Annotated in this window: 27 protein-coding genes; 4 read left to right on the forward strand and 23 right to left on the reverse strand. The window is 59.7% G+C overall.

Annotated features, from left to right (window positions below):
- Positions 1–111: 111 nt before the first annotated feature.
- The 19 genes from F3H95_RS19950 to F3H95_RS20045 form a co-directional block, all read right to left on the reverse strand.
- On the reverse strand, positions 112–570 hold the full coding sequence (locus tag F3H95_RS19950; RefSeq protein WP_149747292.1) for a hypothetical protein: 459 nt from the start codon (positions 568–570) through the stop codon (positions 112–114).
- A gap of 375 nt (positions 571–945) precedes the next feature.
- Positions 946–1284 carry a head-tail adaptor protein gene (locus F3H95_RS19960; RefSeq protein WP_149747294.1) on the reverse strand — a complete coding sequence of 113 codons (339 nt, stop codon included), beginning with the start codon at positions 1282–1284 and terminating at the stop codon, positions 946–948.
- A complete protein-coding gene (locus F3H95_RS19965) occupies positions 1281–1694 on the reverse strand; it encodes a DUF3168 domain-containing protein (protein ID WP_149747295.1) in 414 nt (137 codons plus the stop codon). The genes F3H95_RS19960 and F3H95_RS19965 overlap by 4 nt, the downstream gene beginning before the upstream one ends.
- Complete coding sequence (locus F3H95_RS19970; RefSeq protein WP_188134439.1) at positions 1691–2167, reverse strand: HK97-gp10 family putative phage morphogenesis protein; 477 nt, start codon at positions 2165–2167, stop codon at positions 1691–1693. The genes F3H95_RS19965 and F3H95_RS19970 overlap by 4 nt, the downstream gene beginning before the upstream one ends.
- The gene (locus F3H95_RS27210; RefSeq protein ID WP_188134440.1) at positions 2146–2328 is read right to left on the reverse strand and encodes a phage gp6-like head-tail connector protein; all 183 of its coding nucleotides are present in this window, start codon (positions 2326–2328) and stop codon (positions 2146–2148) included. The genes F3H95_RS19970 and F3H95_RS27210 overlap by 22 nt, the downstream gene beginning before the upstream one ends.
- A gap of 216 nt (positions 2329–2544) precedes the next feature.
- The gene (locus F3H95_RS19975; RefSeq protein ID WP_149747297.1) at positions 2545–2757 is read right to left on the reverse strand and encodes a hypothetical protein; all 213 of its coding nucleotides are present in this window, start codon (positions 2755–2757) and stop codon (positions 2545–2547) included.
- Between the two features lie 921 nt (positions 2758–3678).
- Entirely contained in the window at positions 3679–4107 is a 429-nt protein-coding gene (locus F3H95_RS19985) for a hypothetical protein (protein ID WP_149747299.1), read from the reverse strand.
- 10 nt (positions 4108–4117) lie between these two features.
- A complete protein-coding gene (locus F3H95_RS19990; protein WP_149747300.1) occupies positions 4118–5305 on the reverse strand; it encodes a phage major capsid protein in 1188 nt (395 codons plus the stop codon).
- A 3-nt stretch (positions 5306–5308) separates the two neighbouring features.
- Positions 5309–5809 (reverse strand): HK97 family phage prohead protease, encoded by a 501-nt coding sequence (locus F3H95_RS19995; RefSeq protein WP_149747301.1) that lies wholly within the window; start codon positions 5807–5809, stop codon positions 5309–5311.
- Positions 5796–7025 (reverse strand): phage portal protein, encoded by a 1230-nt coding sequence (locus F3H95_RS20000; protein ID WP_149747302.1) that lies wholly within the window; start codon positions 7023–7025, stop codon positions 5796–5798. The genes F3H95_RS19995 and F3H95_RS20000 overlap by 14 nt, the downstream gene beginning before the upstream one ends.
- Before the next feature lie 238 nt (positions 7026–7263).
- Entirely contained in the window at positions 7264–7632 is a 369-nt protein-coding gene (locus F3H95_RS20005; RefSeq protein ID WP_149747303.1) for a hypothetical protein, read from the reverse strand.
- The gene (locus F3H95_RS20010) at positions 7629–9767 is read right to left on the reverse strand and encodes a tape measure protein (protein ID WP_149747304.1); all 2139 of its coding nucleotides are present in this window, start codon (positions 9765–9767) and stop codon (positions 7629–7631) included. The genes F3H95_RS20005 and F3H95_RS20010 overlap by 4 nt, the downstream gene beginning before the upstream one ends.
- Positions 9768–10845: 1078 nt before the next feature.
- Entirely contained in the window at positions 10846–11010 is a 165-nt protein-coding gene (locus F3H95_RS27215; RefSeq protein WP_188134441.1) for a hypothetical protein, read from the reverse strand.
- Positions 11011–11063: 53 nt separating this feature from the next.
- Positions 11064–11411, reverse strand: a complete 348-nt coding sequence (locus F3H95_RS20020) for a DUF6074 family protein (RefSeq protein ID WP_149747306.1) — start codon at positions 11409–11411, stop codon at positions 11064–11066.
- A 622-nt stretch (positions 11412–12033) separates the two neighbouring features.
- Positions 12034–12273 (reverse strand): hypothetical protein, encoded by a 240-nt coding sequence (locus F3H95_RS20025; protein ID WP_149747307.1) that lies wholly within the window; start codon positions 12271–12273, stop codon positions 12034–12036.
- On the reverse strand, positions 12270–12614 hold the full coding sequence (locus F3H95_RS20030) for a hypothetical protein (RefSeq protein WP_149747308.1): 345 nt from the start codon (positions 12612–12614) through the stop codon (positions 12270–12272). The genes F3H95_RS20025 and F3H95_RS20030 overlap by 4 nt, the downstream gene beginning before the upstream one ends.
- Positions 12611–12796, reverse strand: a complete 186-nt coding sequence (locus F3H95_RS20035) for a hypothetical protein (RefSeq protein ID WP_149747309.1) — start codon at positions 12794–12796, stop codon at positions 12611–12613. Before F3H95_RS20035 ends, F3H95_RS20030 begins: the two co-directional genes overlap by 4 nt.
- A gap of 121 nt (positions 12797–12917) precedes the next feature.
- Complete coding sequence (locus F3H95_RS20040; RefSeq protein ID WP_149747310.1) at positions 12918–14135, reverse strand: site-specific integrase; 1218 nt, start codon at positions 14133–14135, stop codon at positions 12918–12920.
- A gap of 206 nt (positions 14136–14341) precedes the next feature.
- Positions 14342–15436, reverse strand: a complete 1095-nt coding sequence (locus F3H95_RS20045) for a GSCFA domain-containing protein (RefSeq protein WP_149747311.1) — start codon at positions 15434–15436, stop codon at positions 14342–14344.
- Between the two features lie 203 nt (positions 15437–15639).
- Between F3H95_RS20045 and F3H95_RS20050 the strand changes: the two genes are divergently transcribed.
- The 3 genes from F3H95_RS20050 (at position 15640) to F3H95_RS20060 (ending at position 17562) form a co-directional block, all read left to right on the forward strand.
- Positions 15640–16503, forward strand: coding sequence for an FkbM family methyltransferase (locus F3H95_RS20050; RefSeq protein WP_188134442.1), 864 nt, complete (start codon positions 15640–15642; stop codon positions 16501–16503).
- 486 nt (positions 16504–16989) lie between these two features.
- Entirely contained in the window at positions 16990–17184 is a 195-nt protein-coding gene (locus F3H95_RS20055) for a CrpP-related protein (RefSeq protein WP_149747313.1), read from the forward strand.
- Between the two features lie 162 nt (positions 17185–17346).
- Positions 17347–17562, forward strand: coding sequence for a hypothetical protein (locus F3H95_RS20060; protein ID WP_142880899.1), 216 nt, complete (start codon positions 17347–17349; stop codon positions 17560–17562).
- Between the two features lie 205 nt (positions 17563–17767).
- Here F3H95_RS20060 and F3H95_RS20065 read toward each other — a convergent pair whose 3' ends face one another.
- Together F3H95_RS20065 and F3H95_RS20070 are read right to left on the reverse strand one after the other, a co-directional pair.
- Positions 17768–18331, reverse strand: a complete 564-nt coding sequence (locus F3H95_RS20065; RefSeq protein ID WP_149747428.1) for a J domain-containing protein — start codon at positions 18329–18331, stop codon at positions 17768–17770.
- A gap of 79 nt (positions 18332–18410) precedes the next feature.
- The gene (locus F3H95_RS20070; RefSeq protein WP_188134443.1) at positions 18411–19637 is read right to left on the reverse strand and encodes an MFS transporter; all 1227 of its coding nucleotides are present in this window, start codon (positions 19635–19637) and stop codon (positions 18411–18413) included.
- 221 nt (positions 19638–19858) lie between these two features.
- Between F3H95_RS20070 and F3H95_RS20075 the strand changes: the two genes are divergently transcribed.
- The gene (locus tag F3H95_RS20075; RefSeq protein ID WP_142880897.1) at positions 19859–20284 is read left to right on the forward strand and encodes a DUF4864 domain-containing protein; all 426 of its coding nucleotides are present in this window, start codon (positions 19859–19861) and stop codon (positions 20282–20284) included.
- A 9-nt stretch (positions 20285–20293) separates the two neighbouring features.
- On the opposite strand, the gene tgt is transcribed toward F3H95_RS20075, so the two are convergent.
- Entirely contained in the window at positions 20294–21418 is a 1125-nt protein-coding gene (gene tgt / locus F3H95_RS20080; RefSeq protein ID WP_149747315.1) for a tRNA guanosine(34) transglycosylase Tgt, read from the reverse strand.
- Positions 21418–22503: a tRNA preQ1(34) S-adenosylmethionine ribosyltransferase-isomerase QueA gene (queA, locus tag F3H95_RS20085; RefSeq protein WP_149747316.1), complete on the reverse strand. Its 1086-nt coding sequence runs from the start codon at positions 22501–22503 to the stop codon at positions 21418–21420. The genes tgt and queA overlap by 1 nt, the downstream gene beginning before the upstream one ends.
- Positions 22504–22624 lie beyond the last annotated feature (121 nt).

A 22624-nucleotide genomic window follows, 5' to 3' on the forward strand; every position in this document is an offset into this window, starting at 1 on the left:
CTGCGAAGATCATCGCTGAAAGCGCGGGTCATATTGCCTCCGACCAAATCACCAGTCGGATCATGGAATCAGAAATTGCACCGTAACGGAATCCTTAATCCGATTCCGAGTTCAATGGACGTGCTCTAGCTGCGGCGTCGTGGTGCAGATGTCCTCAAGCTCGTTGTAAGCTTCCTTGGCGTTCTCCATGGCGTGTGCGACCACGAAGGATTGCCCGCGATTAACCCGCTCCGGCCCGACGAGATGGAGGGCGGCGAGGATGGCTGACAGGCTTGTCTTGCGGCTGCCCTTGCCGACTTGCAGGTAAACCTGCCTGATGAGACGGTTGCCGAACTCGTCGGATGGGCCGTAAATTCGGCGAATGATCCGTTCCTGCCATGGATCGATTTGAAGCTGTTGCGCCGGCAGGCGGCTTTTCGAGTGTTTAAGGAGACGGAGGAAGCGAATAGCGCGTTCTGCGCGTCCATGAGGGTCGGGAATTTCGGAGCCGTCATAGAGCCATTCAAGGCCCTTCATGACGGCCGAATGGTCAGATGTCGAACTCCGCGAACGGGTCGATTTCTTTGTCATGCTGAGAGACTTGCTCCCTAATTCCGGATCGGGAGCGCCCGGTCGGGCTTATGCCCAGATCAGCGGCGAGGCGCGCAATAGTCTCGTTAGCCTTGGCGAGCATCGCGGCGGCAGGGTTGGGCTTAAGCTGACCGCCCCTAGCGGTGACCAGGACGCCATGTTCCGCGAGCGCTTCCCGGCATTTACGCGCGACATGCAGGGCGCCGACGTAGGTCTCAAGGACTGGGATGCAGGACGATGGCAGGAGACCACGGCCGACGAGATCCGCCGCAACTGTCTGCCAGTCATCGGCCGCTTCCGCGGGCAATGTCGCGGGCATCGGGGGTGCTTTGAGGAGAGACCCCTGCAAAGCGGAAAGGTGCGGTCGCTGTCCCTTCACTGCAATTCCCCCTGTCGCCACGTCGCGGTGATCTCGAGTCCGACGCGGCGGCCGATCTCGGTTGAACCAACGATGTTGTAGAACTTGCCGTCGAAGCCGATTACGTCCGTGGGATGAAGATCCGCGAACCAACGCACCTTGAAGGCGACTGTGCCGGCGGCGAAGCGCTGATTTGCCGTGCCGTCCAGGCGTTCAGCCACAGCCCCCCATTTCACATTCGCCCGGAGACGGTGGACGATCTGCCAGATCGTTTCATACTCGCCGTAATCGTTCGGCGCGCCGATCTGCACCTTGCGCAGGATGGTGATAGTCCTATTGAGATCGCCAGCCCTCATTGCAACCACCTCATTCGAAACTCAAGCGTGACACGATGATAAGTGCGGTCGTCGCCAACATCGCTCTCATGGGTGCCGAGTTGCCAAATCGTGACGCTGTCACTCAGAGGATCGCCGTCTGCGCTGACAGACTGGTGGGCAACATCGCGCAAGGCGGCGCCGACAAATTCCGCGAGAAGATCAACGGCCGAAGCGGATTTCCCGATGCATTCGACGCGGACACGGCTGTTTCGGGCTGGGGAGACGCCGGCTACCTGATATTCAGGTTCCGACCAGACAGAGCGAAGCACCAGGCAAGGCGCCGACGCCCCTTGCGGGATCTGCCCGATATAGATCCTGTCGGACACAACGGAGGTGACTGCGGCGGCCTGCGAAAGAAGCGCGCGAGCAAGCTGGATTGAGGTCGTCATTTTTTCGTGGCCTTCGCTGCAGCGCGCTCCGCAGCCTTCTCGATCGCCGGCCCGATTTCCTGCCCGAAGATTTTCAACGCTTCATCGGCCTTGGCTTCGAATGCGGGCGTCAGGAACGGCTTCGCCTCAGCGCCGGGATGCATTGCGCCATCAATGTCGTGCGGTTGAGTTCCGAATTCGACAAGGTGCGCAACGCGATAATGCGGGTCGTCAGAGTTTGGGCCGACGTGCATGGCGGCCTTGTTCTTCGGGTCCGGCTTGATCGTCAGAAGCTTCTTCAGATGCCCGGTCTCGACGCCATGACCTTCCGTCAGATTGGCTTTCGCCTCTTGGAGGATCGGCTTCAGCGCCTTGCGAGAGGCCTGCTGAATGGGCGTTTTCAGGTTGAGAGTCACCTGTCGGAAAGCCTTGACGATGCCATCGGCCCCGGTCATTCGTGATTTTGCCATGGTCAAGCGCTCCAGATGACCCAATCGCGCAGCGCCTGGCTGGCGGAATACGGGAGAACCCCGAAGGAAGCGCTGCTGTAGGCAACGTTCTCGCGGTGCGCGTATGCGGTCGCGACCATTTCGAGGATTGCATGCTTGATCGTCGCGGGCAGCGTCTGTTGCGTCCATCCCGAGCGGAAGGTCACGGTGATGGCCTCGGGATGATCCGCGATCGCCGGCCATGTCACCCCCGATGCGGGGCGGATGCGGGCGGCATCGGTGCCGAGACCATAGGCGATATATTGGGAAGGCGGTAATTCGACGGGAGCATTTTCGGAATACGGGATGTACTCGACGCCAACGATCTCGAAACAACGTGGTAACGGAATACGAAATTCCGTCGGCCAGCGATCAAACTTGGCTTACCAGGTGCTTTCGAGAAGCGCGCGGCCAAGCAACCCATTCGGCCCGTGCAGCCGTGATGTAGCAGCAGCCAGATAGGCGGCGATCAGTTCAGCGTCGTCCGGTGCGGTCTCGCCGTCCTCAATAATCGAAGAGAGGTGGGCATAAATTGTAGCATCATCGACCGCCGCAATGGACGGCTCGACGGTGCAGATGAGGCTTGTCATCGTCATGGCGGTCAACTTTTCGATTTTTACGATTAAAATGCGCAGATCGGACCCCGTGTCGGTCCCAAAGCCAGCCCAAAACCTTTGGAACCCCCTCCCCCGGCCTTCTGGCTTGTCAGGAGCGCGTTCCGTCTTTGTTCTGATGGTTAGGTAGCCTCGCGAGACAATCGCGCTGTGTGAGGATGTCAGGTGGCTTTGCGAGGGCGAGCAAAACCCTGATCGCGGGCGGTGCGCCGGCTATGGCAACTATGACAAAGCGGTCTCAAGTTGCTCCAGCTAAGCCGAAGGTCTGGACGTTCGACCACGCTCTTGACGTGATCCGCATCCGTCGCGGCTTCGCCGCATCCGGGTGTTGAGCATATGGGATAGGCGGCAAGGAACTGCTTGCGACATGCTCGCCATGCGGCGTCGTAGCCTCGATCCTTCGATGATGGCCGTGCCGCATCATGGCGGGCCTTGGCCTTGGCTGCGCGGGCAACGGCACATGGGCACTTCTGCCCATGTGCCACCTTGAGGCCACAGCCGCACAAGCGGCTTGGGGATTGGCTCATTGGAGCGCACCGTAGAGCCACACATCGCCGTCGGCCACGCGTCCCAAACCACCAAGCGCATATTGGCCGGCTGATTGGAGTCGGCCATCCAGGGATCGGAGATTAACACCGTTACCGGCTTGGAAAGATACCGCACCTGTTCCGCCTTGCGCCCATCCGCAAGAGAACCCCGCGGGGAGATCAGAGGGAACGGTAACGATACACGCGCTAGTCAGGATGATCATCCTGCCTTGATGCTTCGCAGTCAGGGTGAGGCTTGTTTCAGGGTGATAGACGGTATCGGTCCCTAGACCGCGACAAAGCTCGGCGGCCGTTACCTCGTCGTCGCGTTCGGATGGTGTATCTACCGAACGCCGGATCTTGACCTTATCGACCATTACGCAACCGGAGCTAGCGAGGGATGGCCCTTGATCACGAGGGAGGAAATCGGTGTACCGGTGCCGTGCGTGCCGCTGAAATCCGCAAGAAGCTTCAAATAGCGCTTCGCACCGACGTAGCCGATTTTCGTCAGGCTTGCGGCCGCGTGTGCTGCGGTCAGGGCTTTGATGATGCCGCCGCTGGCGATTGTGACACCTTGTACATCATCCGTGGTTACCGCTTCGTAGGTGACGCCATCGTTCGAATGGGTCAGCACGAACTCGATCTTGTTGGATGCTGAAAAGGTGATGCCGCCGACACCGATTGAAAGGGCGATCACGGCGGAGTTGAAGCCGCGAAGGTCGATGGCGGCCGGTGTGTTGTCAGCCGCATAGGTGGCCGACGGGATCGCGATGGCGAGTCCGATATCGCTGAAAATGTCCTTCATCTCATCCTCCTTACGATGCGGAATTCTTCAAGAATTTGATGGCGTTGAAGTCTCCTGCACCGCCGCCCACTCGCTTGTAGGTGTCGAAAAGCACCTTGCCTTTCTGGGTCACAGAATCGCGTTCGACGCGGATGCCTTGGCGATCGACGATCACGTAGCCTTGGCGGAAGTCGCCGAAGGCAACGGGCGTTACACCTGCGACGCCAAGATCAGGCATGGATTCGTCAATCTCGACGCGATAGCCGAGCAGTGGATGATCGACGCCTTCGATGAGGTTGCCTGTCGGTGCCCAAAGGTAACGACCGTTCGCGTCCACGAGCGTGCGAATAACGGTGGCCGTGTTCTGGTTCATCATGAAAACGGCATTGGATTTGTAGGGGCGCCGCAGTGCGTTGATCAGCTTGACGAGCGCAAGGGTCCATTGCGCAATCGTCATATCGCCCGTCGTAGTCGTTGGGATGTACTGGAACGAGCCCCAAGCGCGGTCGAAATCCTTCTCGGGAGCGGTCGGGTAGGTCAGCAATCCCCGAGGTGAATTGTCGACGCCGTCGCCGGTCATGAATGCTTCGCCTTCGGTTTCGGCGAAATCATGGGTAGCGTTGTTGATGAGCCATGCCGAAATATCGATAGCGGCGTCATCAAGCATGGTCCGGGTAGCTGCCGGCGCTGCATACATTTCCGCGACACCGTAAGTCGCCTTTTTCAGTTCCGGCCTTGCGGTGTCCTGCGGGCGCTCACTGCGTTCCGTGGTCCAGGTCGCGCCACGCTTGCCGAAGCTGTAAAAGCGCTCATAGCTGGCAGTCGAGATCGTCACGACTTCGGCGAGGCCGCGCATCGGCGACAGATCGGTCATCAGTTCGCGAATGGAGGTATCGACCGTGGGAAGGACGAACCAACCGCCATCAACGTTATTGTCTGTGGCTGCTGCACGAATTTCCGCATCATTGCCGGTGCGGATGAAGGAAGCCAGTGCTCGCGTTTCGGCAACGGCTGTCTGTTCCTGCTGCTGGGGGATGCGCTGCGAGCGAACTTCAACCGCATCCAGGCGGGTCTGCAGCGCCGTGACCTGTTCGGCAAGGCGGGCGGCGTGGGCATCGGCTGCGGAACGCAGTTCGGCGACGGCATTTCGGACTTCGAGAGTCGGGTCTTCGTTCCCGGTCTGTTCCGACCGGGTTTCGAGTTTGATATTCATGTTCATAGATTAACCTCTGAGGTGTTTCGCCGCTGAATTGAGCGCAATGATCATTTCCGACGCGGCGGCGCTGTCGGATCGCGCTGATGTCACCCGCGCACCCGGAACGGACGCGAAAGCAACGAGGCTAAGCTCGCGAAGGCGAGCCTTGGTGATGTGGCGAACGCCACCGGGGCGCATCGAATCCGAAACAGTCTCGAAGCCGATCGAGACGCCGGAGATGTCGCCGGCTGTCAGCATCGCCCGCACTTCGACGGCGCGAGCGATGGCGAGATTGAGGGAGCCAACCGCGCGAAGCTCGGTCTTTGTTGCCCGAAAGCTGGTCCATGATCCGATGACTTGCGACGGGTCATGGCTCCAGAGCATCGGGATTCGGCCCTCGATCTGCCCGAAGGCTTCAGGATCGAAGGTGGTGCGGTAGCTGTCCACGGTGTTGAACCGCACCGCGACAGCTTCGATTGCCCCGGCATCGTCGGATGCAAATCGGCATTCGAAATCATGGTGATGCATTTTGCGTTCCCTCGGGGGAAGATCCGGCGCCGGTCTGGCCCGCCTGCATGATGAGCTTGTCGCCGTCGGGGTGCGGAGGCATTCCTTCCAGGTCGCGAGCCTCGTTGGCTGTCATGTACGAGCCACCCGTGGCCTGACGATACGCGGTTGCCTGGCCTTGGAAATCGCCGCGGAGGAGGTCGCGAACGATGAATTCCGCCTCGACGGTGTCCCGTTCCTCGGGCCGGATCAGGGCGCGCGTGATGGCGCCTTCCCAAACTTCGAGCCATGGCAGCAAGCATAGCTGCAAAAACTGCCGGCCCATCTGTTCCGTATTGTTGAAAGTGCCCTTGCTCAGGTCGCCGACAACGGTGGCGGGAACTCGCAAAGCGCGGGCAATGTCCTCGATTACCAGCCGCCGCAATTCGAGGAACTGCATATCGGCCAAGCCGAAGGAGGTGATCGACTCCTTGAAGGCGGACGGCAGGATAATGGGATCGCTGCTGTTATCGGAAAGCTGTTCCCTGAGAAATTTCAAAGATTTCTTGATGATTTCAGGCCCCTGCTTCCCGCCGGCATCATCGCTCGCGGGGGACAGGATCACGCGCGGAAGGCCACCCGATTTGAACGTCTTCGCCTGATGTTGCGCCATGACGATATCAAGGGCGATGGCCTCGCGCGCGAGGTGGATAAGAGCCATCTTCCGGTCGCGCGCGCTGCCTGGCGTTGCGATGTGAAGAACATCCTGCCACGACAAGCGAATCTGACCGTTTGCCGTACTCACGACATATGTGGGCTCATCCGAATAGATATCGGCGTATTCGACGGCGACGGCAGACGGCAGCAATCTTTGCAATTCGCGGACCTCGCCGTTGACCCTGATCACCCGTGCAAAGCCGTGGCCGTGCAATAGCGCGTCAAGTGTCAAGGCCGTCCGGAGATCCGTCGCGGCAGTCCAGGGATTCGCGAACTGGTTCAAAACCCGCGATGCAGGATGCGACCTGTCCCGCTGCCATCCCTCCCCGGTGTCGCGACGGATGGCGATCGGCAACATTCCGACCGTTTCTGAGATCGCGCGAACGGCCGCAAGCGTGGTCGGGCTCTGGAGCGCGACTTGCGGCGAAATGTTCACAACGGAAGAAGTAGGAGGAGCAAGCAAGCCGATGGGGAAGTCTTCCCACGTCAGCGCGCGCGTCTCCGGCGCCGGCTCGGGGTTCGAGCGTCGAAAAAGTCTCATGGATTTTTCCTTGGAAGTGCCCCGGCCTCAACGGTGAAGACTGCCGGAGGCCGGGGCCATCCCGGAGCGCGATGCCGATTGCGCTCGACGGGAATTTTATTGAGAGGGGTGCCCCAATTATTGACGCCATTGGGGCCTTCCCGCCCCATCGGGAGCGCGAGGAGTTGCGCTTTGGCGTCCCCGACCATGCGCGGGCCGGGGAGACGGGAAGAACCTGGCAGAACGCCCCGTCAATTCGTCACTTCATGCGCCATATCAGGGCTAAGAAGATGTAATCGCAAAGCTTTTCGACTGGTACGGCCTGCAGGATCATGTCAGCATCAGCGCCATGCGCCCCGATCTCGACCAACGGTCGGATGATGTCGGGGTCTCGGAGGTCAAGGCCTTCTGCGACGATCGCAAGCCAGTTGCTGCCAACCGTGGCGCGCAGGCGCTCGATGTTCTGGAAGCTGTAGCCAATCGAGGCACCCGCGATTTCAGCGATGGGAACGCGGCGGGTGAGAAGATCCGCCATCTCAGTCTTGCGGATGGCCCAATCCGCGACCGTGCGGCCGGGAGCCATGTCGGCGAGTGATTGATGAATTTCTAATGCGCAAAGAATGTTCACAGAGGTCTCCTCTTTCGCTGCTTCAGGTCTTCATTGTAGGCGGCAACGCGCCTTGCCTCGCCGCGCTGGTTCTTCGCGATCGTGGCATTAGTGCGGGCCTCTGAAGCGCCGACCTGATTGCTGATGTAAGCCTTTAGGTTGCCGTTACGCTTGTCGAAGTCCAGATGGACAGTGACATCACGAGACGACAGGCCTTGAGCATAATCCGGGATAGAGGATTGCATCTTGGAAGCCGGGTTTGGCAGCGATGGAGCGGAATATCCGACCAAGCCGCCATCTGCATAACCGGGCAATCGGCCCGTCTCCAGAGCGCTCATCAGCGCGGTGAGGTTTCCGACCCCCGCCCGTTCTGTCGCTTTTTTCGTCAACACGAATTCGCCGCGATGGACGATGCCGGCGGGCTCATTCTTGCCGCCGGGGCCTGTGTAACCCCCGCGGTCGAAAAGCCCGAGAGCTTTGAAGAGGCCGCCAAGGATGCCCGTTGACCCCGTCTGCCCAACACCAAATTCCGATTTGATCGACATTTCAATCAGTTGGTCCAGGATCTTGTTGAGCGCGTTGCTGAGCGCATCGGCTGCGGATTTGCCGGATCGCAAATCGGAGATGAAGCCGCTCGTCACGTCTGCGGCGGAACTTTTGAAGTCCTCGACAGCCTGCGCGGCTTGTTCTTGCGATTCCTGAAGCCGTCGGCTGGCGGCTTCCGCTTCTGCATACCCACTCGCGAGTTGCCCGATCGATTCCCGAAGTTCCGGGGTGATCTGCAAGCCCGCCCGCTGCGCAGCGACCAGCAAATCAGCCTCAGCGCGTGCCCTGGCCTGAGCGGTTTCGAGACCGCCCGTGGCGCCGCTGACAGACTGAAGCGCTTGATTCTCCAGCAAAAGAGCGTCTGTCGCTTCTTTGATTGATCGGGCTTGCCGCTCGTAATCGTTCAGTTTGGAGCCGCCGCCACCAGATTTCGAGACCGGTGCTTTGAAGTCCGCCAAGCTGACGGGATTCACTGTCGCTGACGCTGCGGACGGCTGCTGCTGAACTCTCCCCATCTTGGGCGCTGCGGTCGAAAATGCTGCATCGAACCTCTGTCGAAGGGCGTCGTCCTGAACGCGATTGACCGTCGTCGTACCGAGCGCCTTGCCATTGACGGCATCAAACATCGTCTCGTTCATTACTTTGAAGGTGCCGACGAACCCACCCATGAAGTCTTTGACTTGGCGCGCGACCTCCAGCGCTTCGTAAAGCTTGCCAACAAACTTACCGAGATCGCTTTCCGCCACCGCGACGAACGCATTGCCCATTGCGGTGACGAACTTTCCCAGTTCCTGAAGTTCGTTGCCCAGCTTGTCGCTGGCGCCGGTCGCCTCGTTAACTTTGCCGACTGCATCGGTAATCACGTTCTGAAGCTGTGTGAACCGCTGGGACAGCGTCAGCGTCGAAGAAGCGGCCATGCCTTCCAGAATAGGAGCGCCGGCCTCGAATGCCCGGAAAAACGCCTCCGACGAAACTTTGCCGTCGATGATCAAGCTCTTAAGTTTGCTGACAGATCCGCCCGCTTCCTTCATGCCGGCGGCAACGGCTTTGATCAGGGTCGGCATCGACTCCAGAACGCTGTTGTATTCCTCCGCCTGCACCCGCCCCGACCCAAGCAACTGACCGAGTTGCAGCAATCCGCCAGCGGCTGCGGTGGCGTCCGTGCCGCTCGTGCGAAGTGAGAGCGCTACACGATCGGTGAATGCGATAAGATCAGATGTGCTTGCCCCTAGCTCTTTTTGCGCTTGTGCAGCTTTTCCGTAAAGTACTGCCAAGCTTTCTAGGGGCGCGCCATTTTTCTGTGCCGACGAATACAAACCGTCATACACGGTCTTTAGTTCGGAACCTTCAAGGCCTGCCACCTTCAGCGCATTTTGAATCTTTGTCGCGCTGTCGATGAACTTGCCGATCTGCTGGACGCTAAAGGCCCCGGCAAGCGCGGTCGCCATGCCGCCCAAGCTGGTCGACACGGTGCTGTCGATCCTCCGGAAAGATTGGTTTGTCTTCGACTCGAAGCCCCGCACTTTGACGCCAGCGTCAATGAGGGCCTTGCTGAAGCGACCGGAATCGACTGTGAGTTCGGCATACAACGAACCGACTTTTGCCGCCATGATAGCCCCCAGAATTTCAGTGCAGACAAAGAAAAATCCGCCTCAGTTTCCCGGGCGGTTTTGATTCGGTGGCTATTCCACCAGTATGATTCGGCTATTTTTCTGACTCGGTTTTCGCTATTCTGTCAACACGTCCCAATATTGAATAAATCGAAACAACACCCGCAATTCGTTGCTTACGCCATATTTTGTTGATGCTTTCGACCGCTCATTTTCTTGAATTTTGTTGGTTAAGAAAATTTCAAATGGCGGGATTTGGTCAGATTTCCGACCATTTTGGGCCGATTGCGTAAACCACACGATGCTTTTGCTCGACGCAAACATGAGCTTAATGAGATTGGCTGCCGCTCAACTCATCGCGGCAAGTTGGGGATTATTCCAAAGCTAACCGCATAGAGTGTGGTAACTCGTATAGAATCCAACGATGCCGATTCTTTACCCCGTCGCTCCGAGAACAATATTATTGTGTGACTATTCGAAAGGTGGCTTCCGCCCACCCGAAATGGTCAAACGACGACCAGCAATTGTTATTTCCCCTAGGCTGCCTCACAGAGACGGTCTCTGCACAGTCATACCTCTGTCGACGTCGCCACCAGCGGATAAAGTGGAGTATGTGGTAGAGTTCAGTCTGCCAAGCCCGCTACCGCCGCCATTTGACTCGGCGACTATGTGGGCGAAGTGCGATATGGTTGCGACAGTATGCTTCGATAGATTGGACCTTTTCCGGGAGGGGCGGGATAACCAAGGTAGGCGGAAATATATCAAACCGCGCATGGACGAGGAGACTTTTCAAAGGATCCTTTGCGGCGTGCGCGCTGGCCTTGGAATTTAACTTGACCTTAAAGTTCAGACCACCATATTAGACGTGATCGCTGGCGATGAGAGTCGTTCAGCCTCAAGACCTCCGAGGAGGCAGACCCCGCCAAAGCGATAACAAGCGTGGCGGGGTTTCTTTTTGTTTGCGAGGTTTAATCTGGCAGGGCGCCTCGGCCACGCATGAAGGCATCAGTTCTCTTCAATGGCCGGATCGACCTTGAACCCGATACCCTTCGTTCTTTTCTGGATCTCCACCATCGTCTTAAGTGCTTCGGGCTTTTTTCTGATTCAACCAGGGCACCACCTTCCATTCTCCGGACTGTGTGCCAGTTTGTTGACCGTAGAAGGTGACCCTCGTCACGAGCCCGGCATCAATCATGTCGCGAAGGCTATCCTCAACTTCCTTCACCATATCCTGCACTTCCATTCCCTTCCTCCTTCGTTCCTGATCGTTGTGGGAAATTCCCATGACGTCTGAGATTATGCTCTTCGCGGCCCGTCGTCCCATTCTGCCGGCCGTGGCGACTGGTTGGCGATGGCGGCTGATTTCTTCATCTCGGCAATCACCGTCTCCCTGAAAGCCGCGATCTCGACATCGATTTCCGCCTCGCTCAATCCCCGACGGTAGAGTTCCGACGCGATATCTTTCACGCGCTCATTCCAATAGTTCGTGCGGACCTTTTCCTTCCCCGCCCTCTCCATCTCAATCAGCTTTCCGGCGATATGCCGCGCTTTCCCTACTCGCTTTCCCAGGGGGAAGACGATCACCTCACAAGGCTGAGGTGTGAAGTCGAATTTCAACAATGGAAGATCATCGTCCTTTTTCATCGGGATCGTGCTCCTACTATATTAGCCGTCGCGTGAGATTCTGACTGAAAGGAAGAATCGAACCCAGCGGAGCGAAGCGACTGCGACGGCGGGCCACACGGCACGATACCACTAGGTTCAACTTCGCAGGTTACATTCTCAGGTTCTGGGGTCGAAATTCCGACCCCCCACCCGTCGAAATTCCGCCCCCCCGACCCGTCGAGATTTCGCCCCCCTGTCTCCATCGCCATAACAAACGCGCGATCGATCTCAAGCTTGTATTCGTTAGACTTCCCTGCCCCGCGTGACTCTACCGATAATAGGCCCGCGCCGACGAGAGCCCGAATGCCATCCTTCACAGTCGACTCTGGCCTTCCGAGCGTTGCCATAATCTTCGGGATGGAAGGATAGCAGCGCCCGCTTTTGCGGTTCAGAAACTTGGCGACTAGTAGAACGCCAACACTGAGCGCACTCGCCGGAAGCTTCGAAACAGCCAATCCGACAAGCCAACCGGTGATGTCCTCGTTCGAGTAGGCAAACTCGTCCGCCTTGTCGCGAGCGAGCTTTCGAGTTATCTTCATCCATGATTTCCAGATTATTGGCCGGCGGATCGGACAGGGTCCAGCCGGCCTATTTTCGCCTCTTAGTTGGCTTTTGGGGTTTCGAGCTTCGACAAGACTGCTTCGAGCTTGGTCGCGAGCACTGACGCAAGTGCCGCTCGTTTATCACTCGGGATGTAAAGGGCTGCCTCCATCAGCGCCTCTGCCAATACTATGGCCCCCAGCGCCTCCCCCATTTTCTCGGTGTCCATCGGGCGATTGCCTTCAAGCGTGTCGCGCACGATAGCTTCGAGATCACCAAGATTCTTTGCCGCGTCCTTCAAGCTGCTTCCTCCTCGTCATCTGGTCCTGGCCGCCGGTCGAAGTTTGTATAGCCACAGATGGCGCCAGACGCGCGGATGGTGGTGTCTGCACCAAAGTAGTAAACGCCATGCAGTTTAGTATTGATCTCTACCGCGCCAGCCCAACCTAGCGCTGAAAGCGCGTGCATCACCTCGAGCGTGATTACGTCCTCACCTACGCCGAACTGATCGGCAATTTCGTATTGGAGAAAACAGTAAGGCACCTCGGAAGTGCGGGCCGCGACATACCCAAGAACGGCGGCGAGAATGTCGGCTTTGTGCTGCCGGTTGGAAACGGTGGAAAGCGTTGGGGTTTGCGTCATGCTGCGTCCCTCGAATTGAGAGCAGCGAAAGCACGTTCAATCACGTCGCGACGCCAGCGGCGGCCGCGCAGGCCGACACGTTCACCCTGAGGCAGAACGCCGAGGCGAATGAGGCGATAGAACGAGGGCTCAGAGATCTGGCGCTCTGTCTGAATCTGTTTTGCGGTGAGGAATTCGGTCATAGTCCATCCTATTGTTGAGGATGGATCCGACGCGCCACCCAGAGAAAGACGGATTCCCTGCGTCGGCAAGGCATCACCCCGTCTTTCCGGATGGCCGCAATTGGCCGGTGATGATTCGTACTTACACTATGGTTTCCGAACTGTCAATAGTGTTTGTGACAAAGTTGGCCCACTGCTCCATTATAATCCGTCGCTTATCGAGTGCGGTGCCTCGCCGGTAGGCCCTTTCTGTCTGGTCACGAACGACGTGAGCTAGGCATTGCTCGATGTCGTCGCGCTGGAACGATGTGCGGTCACCAGCCCAGTCTCGGAAGGATGAGCGGAAACCATGCACCGTCACATGTGGATCGCCCTCCCCTGTGATCCGCCGAAGCGCCATGGTCAAAGCCATGACCGAAAGCGCCTTTCCTTTCGGACTGGGGAAGACAAATCCTTCCTCCCTTGGCTTCATTTCCCTGAGAATAGCGATTGCAGCGGCGGAGAGCGGCACGACATGCTCCCGGCCCGCCTTCATGCGCTCGGGCGGTATCGTCCACGTAGCGCGCTGAAAATCGATCTCTTGCCATGTCGCACCGATGACTTCGCCCGTACGCGCGGCGGTCAGGATGAGGAAACTCAACGCGAGCGGTGAAGATGAGGCGCTGTCTCGGAGGCGGGCATAGATCGACGGCACCCGATCGATTTCAGCCGCGGCGTGGTGGCCTCGCTGAAGCTTCGTGCGCTTCGGCAAGAAGTATTCAAGAGATCCACGAAGAACGGCAGGATTTGGCCCGGGGCGGAGCTTCGCTGCAATGGCGGCGCCAAGCACGGTTTCGAGCCGTGCGCGCGTCCTGGCTGCCGTCTCGGCCTTTTCCAGCCAGATAGGGCGAAGGATCGACAAGACCTCTTCCTGACCGATAGCGGGGAGTGGCAAGTCACGAATGGAAATGCAGTAGCCGGAATCAAGCCACCGCCCTTCATCGTCCTGCTGAACGCTCAGGGTCATGCGCCATTGCGCTTCGTGCTTACCGTTCCGCCATCCATCGGCTTGGCCGTTTACATACGAAAGCGCGAATTCGCCAAACGTCTGCGGCTTGGTGCGAACTTTGGCGGCAACATCACCGGCCGCGATCTGCTTCTTCTTTTCCTCCGCGTTGGCGCGAGCGGTGGTGAGGTCCACGTCTGGGTAAGCGCCAAGTCCGAATTCCCTCCGCCTGCCCTGCAGGGTGGTCAAAAGTGTCCACTTTGCAGAAGCACCAGCCACCCGCAAATACAAGCCATCACCATCGCTGTAGCGCCCGTCGACCTTCGCCAACTTCGCTGCAAGTTTCGCGGTGAGTTTGTGTTTCGCCCTTGCCATTTCCGCCAGTCCTACTTTCGCCGGTCACACTTCCGGTCCTACTTTAGGATTGACGATCACGCAATGTCGCGAGCCATCGCAAATATTCAAGATTACTGTAATGCGTTGAAAAATATGTTCTTATTTAAGCGTCTGAAAATTCCTGAAAGGGGAAGTTTAGAGGACACCTCTTCCGCCAGTTCTCGAGTGCTTCTGAAGTCTGTTGCCTAGGGATGCAGGGGCCTGTCTTCCGCCTGACCGAAAATCATCCAGTGCTCATAGCCGGAGCCCAACTCACCGCGGCGCACCGCGGCTTCAACATCGGGATTGGCCAGCAGATAATAGCGCTCGCGAAAGGGTGAGGGCTGTGCCTCGATACCCATGTACAGGCGCAGGAATATCGCCATGATACGCTCCACGGCTTCGTGCGCCACATGAAGGTGGTCGGACGAAAAGACGCTGCTGCGTGGTGACATCGCCACCATGTCATAGACGGGAAAGTAATCGACGTTATCGTGATCCTGGGCAAACAGATCTGCTGCAACTCTGAGTGTGGATTTGGACAACATGTTGGCCGTCATGACGTCGCGTCCTGAGAAGGTTTCGTGCAGGGGAACCGGCGATACCGTGACGATGATCCGCATGTCTGGATTCAGCTGCATCAGCAGCGTGCGGATGCGATCGAGATCCTCAAGGGTTGTCGCAACGTCCATAATCCGAAGCTCATAGCGCTCAGGGGCTGTCCGTGTGGAATGAAATCCGGGGGCGGCATTCATATATCGCCTGCTTTCAGTATCATACCACACTTCATTCAGGCCAAGCGTGATGATCACGGTAGTGGCCTGCTGCAGCCGTGCAAAATAATCGGATATGATATACGCGCGTCTCTCCATCGCCCGCTCGAGCGGTACAGGACGTGTCCCCGGACAAAGTTGAAGATCGCGCCAGCCGTCGGCCCGCTCCTCGAAGAGCGCAGGGGTGATCTGAGGCTGCTCCAGCACCCATTCCACCTCGTTGCGCATGGACTGGGTGGTAAACTTGTTGACGATGCCCGTGGGCCTGCTCGACCACTCTTCCTGCGGGCAGATGATCTTCCGGCTGAGGACGGAGATGTTCTGGTAGATCAGGTGTTCCTCGATGCTGCGGGCAAAACAGGAGCCGATGCAGAAGACGCGCTCATCCTGCCCCAGACGAAATTTCGGCGTATGGACGACCTCCACCAGTTCCTGCGAAAAGCGATCGATATGTTCCTGCCACCGAGCCACTTCTGCTCTGGCTGCCGTCTGCCATGCCGCCTGCCCGCTGAACGTCCTGATTGCCATTGCATTCCCTCATGTCTTCGGCGCATCAGTGCCAGAAGCTCGACGTTCGGGCAATGAAATTTCAGGGGCTTGCTCGCTGATTGCCGGTCTGGCTGGACACGGATCACAAGGGCGATCCGCTTGGCCACATTTTCTCATTGATGCACGTTTCGGTTGATTGTAAGTATCGTCTTAGAAATACTTTCAGATGCCGGAGCCTGGCCATGCATGTCGCTCTCAGCATTCTTCCGAAATTCGCTCCCCTTCGACAACTTCGAGGCTGGATGCGGTTTTGTCTTATTCTCAACAGTCCTGATCGTAATCCTCATCAAAACATCAGGGTTCGTCGATCTCGCGGGACTGTCGATCTTGATCCAGGTTCTTACGTCGAATGGAACGTACTTCTCTTTCGTGACTATGAGGGTGAGGAGAAGAGGCTGTTCTGTCAGCTCGCGGAAAGTCGGGGACGCGCGGGTCTGGTTCTGGATGTCGGAGCCAATGTCGGCATGCATTCGCTGACTTTTGGCGAGCATTTTGACCGTGTCTTCGCCTTCGAGCCTAATCCGGCGGTCTATGAGCGTCTGGTGCGCAACGTTGAAACCGGGGCTGACGGAAACATCACGACCTTCAATATCGGCCTGTCTGACCGTGACGACATATTGCTCTTCTATCAGCCGACGCACGCGAACCAGGGGACTGGTACCTTCGATCCATCCTTCAAGGTGGATGGCGCCCGGGAGGTCTGTCTGCCGGTCCGAATAGGTGACGAGATCCTGCGTGAGCAGGGACTCGCCGCGCGCGTGGATGCGGTCAAGATTGACGTACAGGGTTTCGAGCCGCAGGTCCTGTCGGGTTTGCGGCAATCGCTTCAGGCAAGCCGTCCTCTCATCTGGTTTGAAGTGTCGGACTCCACGATCGCGCGGTTTTCCGACTATGGGGGGCTGATTTCCGTCATTCCGTTCCCCTTCACGCTGTTTCGCTTCCACACGCGCCTTGTTGCTGGCCTTGTTTATCGCACGGATCTTGTGTCATGCGGGATCAACGAGCCACTGGTCAACGCAGACTACGTGGTGGTGCCGACTGACTAAGCAGACCCGATACTCCCTCCGGCAGGCGTTTCGTCGGCGCTGACGGACAGCACACAGGTTCCGACACGGACCTGCGGCACGCCTGCCTAAGCCGACGGCCGGATTGTTGTGCCCGCATGCGCCATGCTGGTCGGCTTCTCGACCCGTGCGGTATTCGGCTGCGTTGATCCTCTCCTCCGGCTCGACCACTGCATGCCTCAAAGGCCTGTCCGAAGGCGTCAGTTCCTCCCTTGTCGCGGTGGAAGCATGCGACCAGCCGGAGAGAGGAGTCGCCCCCCTTCCGGATCCTCCGCTTGCCTTTGCCCCAGCTCTGTCAGCAGGCCGTCGGCGATGGCGAAACAGCGTATGGCCGCATGGGTTCCCGCGCCCTTGTCATGCAACCCAAAAAAACGATCAAAGATCAGTTTCGCGCAAGCTTGATCAATCATCTGATTATGTGTCGGAAAAACGCGTCTGTGGACGACGGTTGGATCATGAGGATCGCGCATGCTGAATGAAATGGATCTCGTACTCGACTGGCAGCAGCGGGGCATGAGTGCCCGCGTTCTGGGGCTGCGTCCTGGAGACAATCCGCTGCTGGACAAGCGCCCTGCCCGTCACGGTGCGCCGCTGGCGGAATGGCAGGCGAAGTGTGAGGCCTGGGCTTTCGGCTGGCGCATCGAGGATGCCAGCCGCAACTGAACCTGCGTCATTTTGCGGAACAGGCTAGAAAATTGCAGGTCATGCGTGCAGATGTGTTTCGTGATGAGACAGGACCGCGTTCGGTTAACCTTTTGGAAATGATGCGCTTGTAAGCTAATCCACCTGTGTCATCGTCTCGTCAGGGACAAGGAGCTTACGTCCATGGGCCAAAGACACGCCCCGGCCGAAGAGGCCGAACTCGATATCTGCCGCCGCTTTCAGGTGGAGGCGGCCATGCTGGACATGATCGCCGCCCTTCGCGCAAAAGGACTGGACCAGGCGGAAATCGCGCTGACGCTGGCGGATGCTGCGGAAGATTATGTCCTGCGGCTGGCGCAGAAATCCGCCGACAGCGACGATATGCTGTTCTATCAGTGACGGCGTTCCGCGCGTCGCGGGAACGGGAGGCTGCCTTGGCGGTTCGGAACGCGGAAACCGGGCTGTGTCAAGCGGACGCGACGGCGATGAAGAACATGGGCATTTTTCCGCTTTCTGCCCATGGCCAACGAATTGGCAGGCGAGCTTCCCACCCGTCCGGCCCGGTTCCAGCCTCCTGTAACGACAGCCCTGAGGGGCGCAGTCCTTACTCTGCCGCCTTCGGCAGTTCCGCATCCAGTTCGTAGGAATAGCCTTCCAGCATGGAATAGGCCTGTTCGATCACCTTGATCTCGGCCTCCGCCTTGCTCATCGCATCGGCAATCGCGTCGCAGCGGGCAGACAGCATGCGGCCCAGCACGTCGCTTTCCGGCCGGCGGCCGATGCGGTCCATGTGGTTGCGAATGCGGCCCCGGTGCCGCTCCAGCTCCAGAATGTGAAAGCGCGTGTTGACGATGCGGTCGGTCAGCTTGCGGCGCATGGCGGCCACGGGATCGAAACTGCCGGGCTGCCGCTCGTCCAGGATGATGTCGTTGACGAGAGCATCGAGCATCATCAGGCCTTCCAGATCCTTGGCATCCGTCAGCTGCGGATCGAAGCCTGTATCGTCGTAGATCTTGCGGCGAACGGGATCGAGCAACAGTTCGTAAGAAGCCTTCAGTTTGGAAAAGGTCTCCACGTCGCCGCCGGAATCCGGATGCGCAGTCTTGGCACGGTGGCGATAGGCGGATTTGATCGCCTGCCCATCGGCATCGCGCGGCACGCCAAGCATCTTGTAGGGGTCTGTCACGGTTCCACCGGGCGTCTGGCTGTCCAAGGTTACCTCTCGTCGTCTCACTCGCCGGAAGGGTTCAACCCCTTACCGCATCCTGTGGCGAAACAGGGGCCGGCGCGTCCTTTTCCCCAGGCTTTGCCACCGGCACGAATCGCTGCAGCGACCGCGGCACCCGCCCCTGCGCGACCGGAGCCATGATGAAGCTGAGGCACAGGAAGGGCAAGAGCAAGGCAAAGCTTGCCGTCAGCCCCACATGTTCGGCCACAAAGCCGAGGAGCGGCGGCACGCCGATGCTGGAGAGCAAAAGCGTCAGCGACAGAGCCGCCAGATTGTCCGCCGCCGGACCGCGCCCCAGCTCGATCGTGGTGGCAACCGCCAGCGGAAAGCCGAGCGCTACCCCGCAGCCCATCAGGAAGAGGCCGAGGGCTGCGAGCGGCAGGCCGCTGGTCGAGAGCAGGATCGCAAGGCCGATGGCGACGCAGGTGGCCGAACCGCGCACCAGCAGCAGCGGCCGGAAGCGTTCGCGCAGCCTGTCACCCACCATTCGCGTGGCGCCCATGCCGACGGTGAAGCCGGCATAAAGCACGCCGGCCGTCGTCGCATCGGCATGCAGGATCTCCCGCAGGTAGAAAATGCCCCAGTCATAGACGGCGCCTTCGCTGATGCCGATGCCGAACACCATGATGCAGATCAGGATGATGATGCGGTCCGGCAACACGAAGACCGGACGACGGCCGCCGGCCAGGGGGACCCGTGCCTGCGGAGGTTCAACGGGTGCAATGTTAAGGACGACGAGACAGCAGAGCACCACCACGATGGCTGCGCCGCACTGGTGCAGCAGCGGCGAGACCTCGCGTCCCGCCAGTACGCCCGAGATCAGCGAGCCGACCAGCAGACCGATCGACCAGAAGCCATGGCTGCGCGACAGCACCTTCTGGCCCGTGCGCTTCTCGATGCCGGTGGAAATCATGTTGGCGGCGACGTCGTGAATGGTGCGGAAGAAGCCGAACAGCAGGAACAGCAGGAAGAAGCCCCAGACGGGTGCCACGGTGAGCGCCGGGGTGATGAGACCGGCCACCGCCAGCATCAGCGGCGCGGCAACGCGTGGCGTCAGCCGTTCCGTCACCCGCCCGGCAAGCGGCAGCGCCATGAAGGTGCCGACCGGGGCGCCGAGCAGCGCCAGCCCGAGCACGGCCTTGTCGACGCCAAGCGTTTCCTGAATCTCCGGCAGGCGGGTGAACAGCGACACGAACAGCAGCGCGTTGCAAAAGAAGAGAAGCGCGGGCGGCGCGAGAATCATCATGGGGAATGTCCGGGGCGGGAGAGGCGATCTTCTGTCGCATTCGTCCATGGCAAGAACAAGGGCGGAACGGAGGCGGGCCGGTGATCGGTTGCACTATCGTGGGCGTAGTGACTGCATCGCGACAGTCGCGTAGGGTGAAGGCGACGCCCGGAAAGGGCAGCCTCCCTTCCCCGCGCGGCGACATCGCGTTCTCTCACGCGATCACGAGGAGGACTGTGCGCATGGCGTTTCGACCTTTTCATGCTGTTCTGCTGCTCGGGCTCATGCTTGCCCATCCTGCCGGCGCCGAGGATCCGGTTGCCGATGCCCAGACGGTGATTTCCCGGCAGATCACGGCCCTGATGGCCGGCAATGCGCGTGAGGCCTACAGTTTCGCCTCGCCCGCCATCCGCAGCCTGTTTCCGAGTGAAGCAGGCTTTTTCGACATGGTGCGGCGGTCCTACACGCCGCTGTCCGAGCCCGGTCATTATGCCTTCGGCCGTGCCAAGGCGGTGGCGGGCGGCGAGATGGTGCTGCAGGAGGTGATCGTCACCGGCCGCGGCGCGAAAGACTGGAGCGCGATCTACGAAATGCGCCTGCAGGATGACGGCAGTTACAAGGTCAACGGCGTGCGGGTGCTGCAAAGAACCAGCAGCACCGGCATCTGAGGCGTTCGTTCAGTCGTCGCCGCGCGCCCAGGCGTCCTGCGTCTCGGCCATGAAATCCGCGTAACGGCCCTCGGCGATGGCCTTTCGGATGCCCTGCATCAGCTCCTGATAGTAGGAGAGGTTGTTCCAGGAGAGCAGCATGCCGCCCAGCGCCTCGTTGGAGCGCACCAGATGGTGCAGGTAGGCGCGGGAGTAATCGCGCGTTGCCGGGCAGCTCGACTGTTCGTCCAGCGGCCGCATGTCTTCGGCATGCTTTGCATTGCGGATGTTGACCTTGCCCTTGCGGGTGAAGGCCAGACCATGGCGGCCGGAACGGGTCGGCATCACGCAGTCGAACATGTCGATGCCGCAGGCGACGGATTTCAGAATGTCGTCCGGCGTGCCGACACCCATCAGGTAGCGCGGCTTTTCCGTCGGCAGCACCGGCAGCGTGATGTTCAGCATATCGAGCATCACCGCCTGCGGCTCGCCGACGGCAAGACCGCCGACCGCATAGCCCTTGAGGTCGAGCTGCTTCAGTCCTTCGGCCGAACGGATGCGCAGCGCCGGCTGGTCGCCGCCCTGCACGATGCCGAACATCGCCTTGCCCGGCTGGTTGCCGAAAGCGACCCGGCAGCGTTCGGCCCAGCGCAGCGAAAGTTCCATCGCCCGCTCGATCTCCTTGGGCTCCGCCGGCAGCGCCACGCATTCGTCAAGCTGCATCTGGATATCGCTGTCGAGCAGGCCCTGGATCTCGATGGAGCGCTCCGGCGACATGTGGTGCGTGCTGCCATCCACATGGCTCTTGAAGGTGACGCCCTTCTCATCGAGCTTGCGCAGGCCGGACAGCGACATCACCTGGAAGCCGCCGGAATCGGTGAGGATCGGCTCCGGCCAGCGGATCAGTTCGTGCAGGCCGCCAAGCCGGGCGACGCGTTCAGGACCCGGGCGCAGCATCAGGTGATAGGTATTGCCGAGGATGATGTCGGCCCCGCCTTCCCGCACCTGATCGAGATACATGGCCTTGACCGTGCCGACCGTGCCGACGGGCATGAAGGCCGGCGTGCGGATCGCGCCGCGCGGCATGGAGATTTCGCCGAGGCGTGCCTTTCCGTCGGTGGCCTTCAGGGTGAACTGGAAGTTTTCGGTGGTCATCAGGTGGTCTTCCGGAAAAGCAGGCTGGAATCGCCGTAGGAATAGAAGCGATAGCCCGTGGAAATCGCGTGGGTATAGGCTGTGCGCATAGTATCGAGCCCGGCAAAGGCGGACACGAGCATGAAGAGCGTCGAACGCGGCAGGTGGAAATTGGTCATCAGCACATCGACGGCGCGGAAGCGATAGCCGGGCGTGATGAAGATGTCGGTCGCGCCGGACCAGGCTTTCAGGGTGCCATCGGCCTCCGCAGCACTTTCGAGCAGCCGCAGCGAGGTGGTGCCGACCGAGACGATCCGCCCTCCCCGCGCCTTCACCGCATTCAGTGCCTCGGCGGTGGCGGCGGAGACATGGCCGATCTCGGAATGCATCTTGTGTTCGGTGGTGTCATCCGCCTTGACCGGCAGGAATGTGCCGGCCCCGACATGCAGCGTCACGAAGTGACGTTCGATACCGGCAGCATCGAGCGCCCCAAACAGGTCCGGCGTGAAATGCAGGCCGGCGGTCGGCGCTGCCACGGCGCCCTCCTCGCGGGCATAGATCGTCTGGTAGTCGCGGCTGTCCTGCTCGTCTTCCGGACGCTTTGCAGCAATGTAAGGCGGCAGCGGAATGTGTCCGACGGCCATGATCGCCTCGTCAAGCGCGGGGCCGGAGAGATCGAAGCGCAGCAGCACCTCGCCGCCCTCGCCCTTTTCCTCCAGAACGGCATCGAGTGTACCGAGCGCGCAGGTTTTGCCGGAATAGCCGAAACGGATGCGGTCGCCGATCTTCAGCCGTTTGCCGGGCTTGGCAAACGCTTTCCACGCATCGGGCGCCACGCGCATGTGCAGCGTTGCCGAAACATGCAGATCCGGTGCGCCCTCGCGCGAGCGGATGCCTTCCAGTTGGGCGGGGATGACTTTTGTATCGTTGAAGACCAGCGCATCGCCGGGCCGCAGGAAGGACGGCAGGTCGCGCACCACGTGATCCTGCAGCACGGTCGCTCCGTCCGGCTGGACGACGAGCAGCCGGGCACTGTCACGCGGGCTTGCGGGCCTCAGCGCAATGTTGTCCTCCGGCAGGTCGAAATCGAACAGGTCTACGCGCATGGGGGGATCCGGGTGCTCCTGGCGGGTGTCATCTGGCCGTCACGGGCCTTGCGCTGCTGATAAAGCGAGATGCGGCAAAAGAAAAGCGCCCCGGCAGAACCGGAGCGCCCGATGATGATCA

It is taken from the genome of Rhizobium sp. RU35A (genome assembly GCF_900156005.1).
Lineage (GTDB): Bacteria > Pseudomonadota > Alphaproteobacteria > Rhizobiales > Rhizobiaceae > Neorhizobium > Neorhizobium straminoryzae.

Excerpts from the sequence above, each read along its gene's own strand:
- F3H95_RS19950 (WP_149747292.1), bottom strand. The coding sequence starts at position 570 with ATGACAAAGAAATCGACCCGTTCGCGGAGTTCGACATCTGACCATTCG.
- F3H95_RS19960 (WP_149747294.1), bottom strand. The coding sequence starts at position 1,284 with ATGAGGGCTGGCGATCTCAATAGGACTATCACCATCCTGCGCAAGGTG.
- F3H95_RS19965 (WP_149747295.1), bottom strand. The coding sequence starts at position 1,694 with ATGACGACCTCAATCCAGCTTGCTCGCGCGCTTCTTTCGCAGGCCGCC.
- F3H95_RS19975 (WP_149747297.1), bottom strand. The coding sequence starts at position 2,757 with ATGACGATGACAAGCCTCATCTGCACCGTCGAGCCGTCCATTGCGGCG.
- F3H95_RS19985 (WP_149747299.1), bottom strand. The coding sequence starts at position 4,107 with ATGAAGGACATTTTCAGCGATATCGGACTCGCCATCGCGATCCCGTCG.
- F3H95_RS19990 (WP_149747300.1), bottom strand. The coding sequence starts at position 5,305 with ATGAACATGAATATCAAACTCGAAACCCGGTCGGAACAGACCGGGAAC.
- F3H95_RS19995 (WP_149747301.1), bottom strand. The coding sequence starts at position 5,809 with ATGCATCACCATGATTTCGAATGCCGATTTGCATCCGACGATGCCGGG.
- F3H95_RS20000 (WP_149747302.1), bottom strand. The coding sequence starts at position 7,025 with ATGAGACTTTTTCGACGCTCGAACCCCGAGCCGGCGCCGGAGACGCGC.
- F3H95_RS20010 (WP_149747304.1), bottom strand. The coding sequence starts at position 9,767 with ATGGCGGCAAAAGTCGGTTCGTTGTATGCCGAACTCACAGTCGATTCC.
- F3H95_RS27215 (WP_188134441.1), bottom strand. The coding sequence starts at position 11,010 with ATGGAAGTGCAGGATATGGTGAAGGAAGTTGAGGATAGCCTTCGCGAC.
- F3H95_RS20020 (WP_149747306.1), bottom strand. The coding sequence starts at position 11,411 with ATGAAAAAGGACGATGATCTTCCATTGTTGAAATTCGACTTCACACCT.
- F3H95_RS20030 (WP_149747308.1), bottom strand. The coding sequence starts at position 12,614 with ATGACGCAAACCCCAACGCTTTCCACCGTTTCCAACCGGCAGCACAAA.
- F3H95_RS20035 (WP_149747309.1), bottom strand. The coding sequence starts at position 12,796 with ATGACCGAATTCCTCACCGCAAAACAGATTCAGACAGAGCGCCAGATC.
- F3H95_RS20040 (WP_149747310.1), bottom strand. The coding sequence starts at position 14,135 with ATGGCAAGGGCGAAACACAAACTCACCGCGAAACTTGCAGCGAAGTTG.
- F3H95_RS20045 (WP_149747311.1), bottom strand. The coding sequence starts at position 15,436 with ATGGCAATCAGGACGTTCAGCGGGCAGGCGGCATGGCAGACGGCAGCC.
- F3H95_RS20050 (WP_188134442.1), top strand. The coding sequence starts at position 15,640 with ATGCATGTCGCTCTCAGCATTCTTCCGAAATTCGCTCCCCTTCGACAA.
- F3H95_RS20055 (WP_149747313.1), top strand. The coding sequence starts at position 16,990 with ATGCTGAATGAAATGGATCTCGTACTCGACTGGCAGCAGCGGGGCATG.
- F3H95_RS20060 (WP_142880899.1), top strand. The coding sequence starts at position 17,347 with ATGGGCCAAAGACACGCCCCGGCCGAAGAGGCCGAACTCGATATCTGC.
- F3H95_RS20065 (WP_149747428.1), bottom strand. The coding sequence starts at position 18,331 with ATGCTTGGCGTGCCGCGCGATGCCGATGGGCAGGCGATCAAATCCGCC.
- F3H95_RS20070 (WP_188134443.1), bottom strand. The coding sequence starts at position 19,637 with ATGATGATTCTCGCGCCGCCCGCGCTTCTCTTCTTTTGCAACGCGCTG.
- F3H95_RS20075 (WP_142880897.1), top strand. The coding sequence starts at position 19,859 with ATGGCGTTTCGACCTTTTCATGCTGTTCTGCTGCTCGGGCTCATGCTT.
- tgt (WP_149747315.1), bottom strand. The coding sequence starts at position 21,418 with ATGACCACCGAAAACTTCCAGTTCACCCTGAAGGCCACCGACGGAAAG.
- queA (WP_149747316.1), bottom strand. The coding sequence starts at position 22,503 with ATGCGCGTAGACCTGTTCGATTTCGACCTGCCGGAGGACAACATTGCG.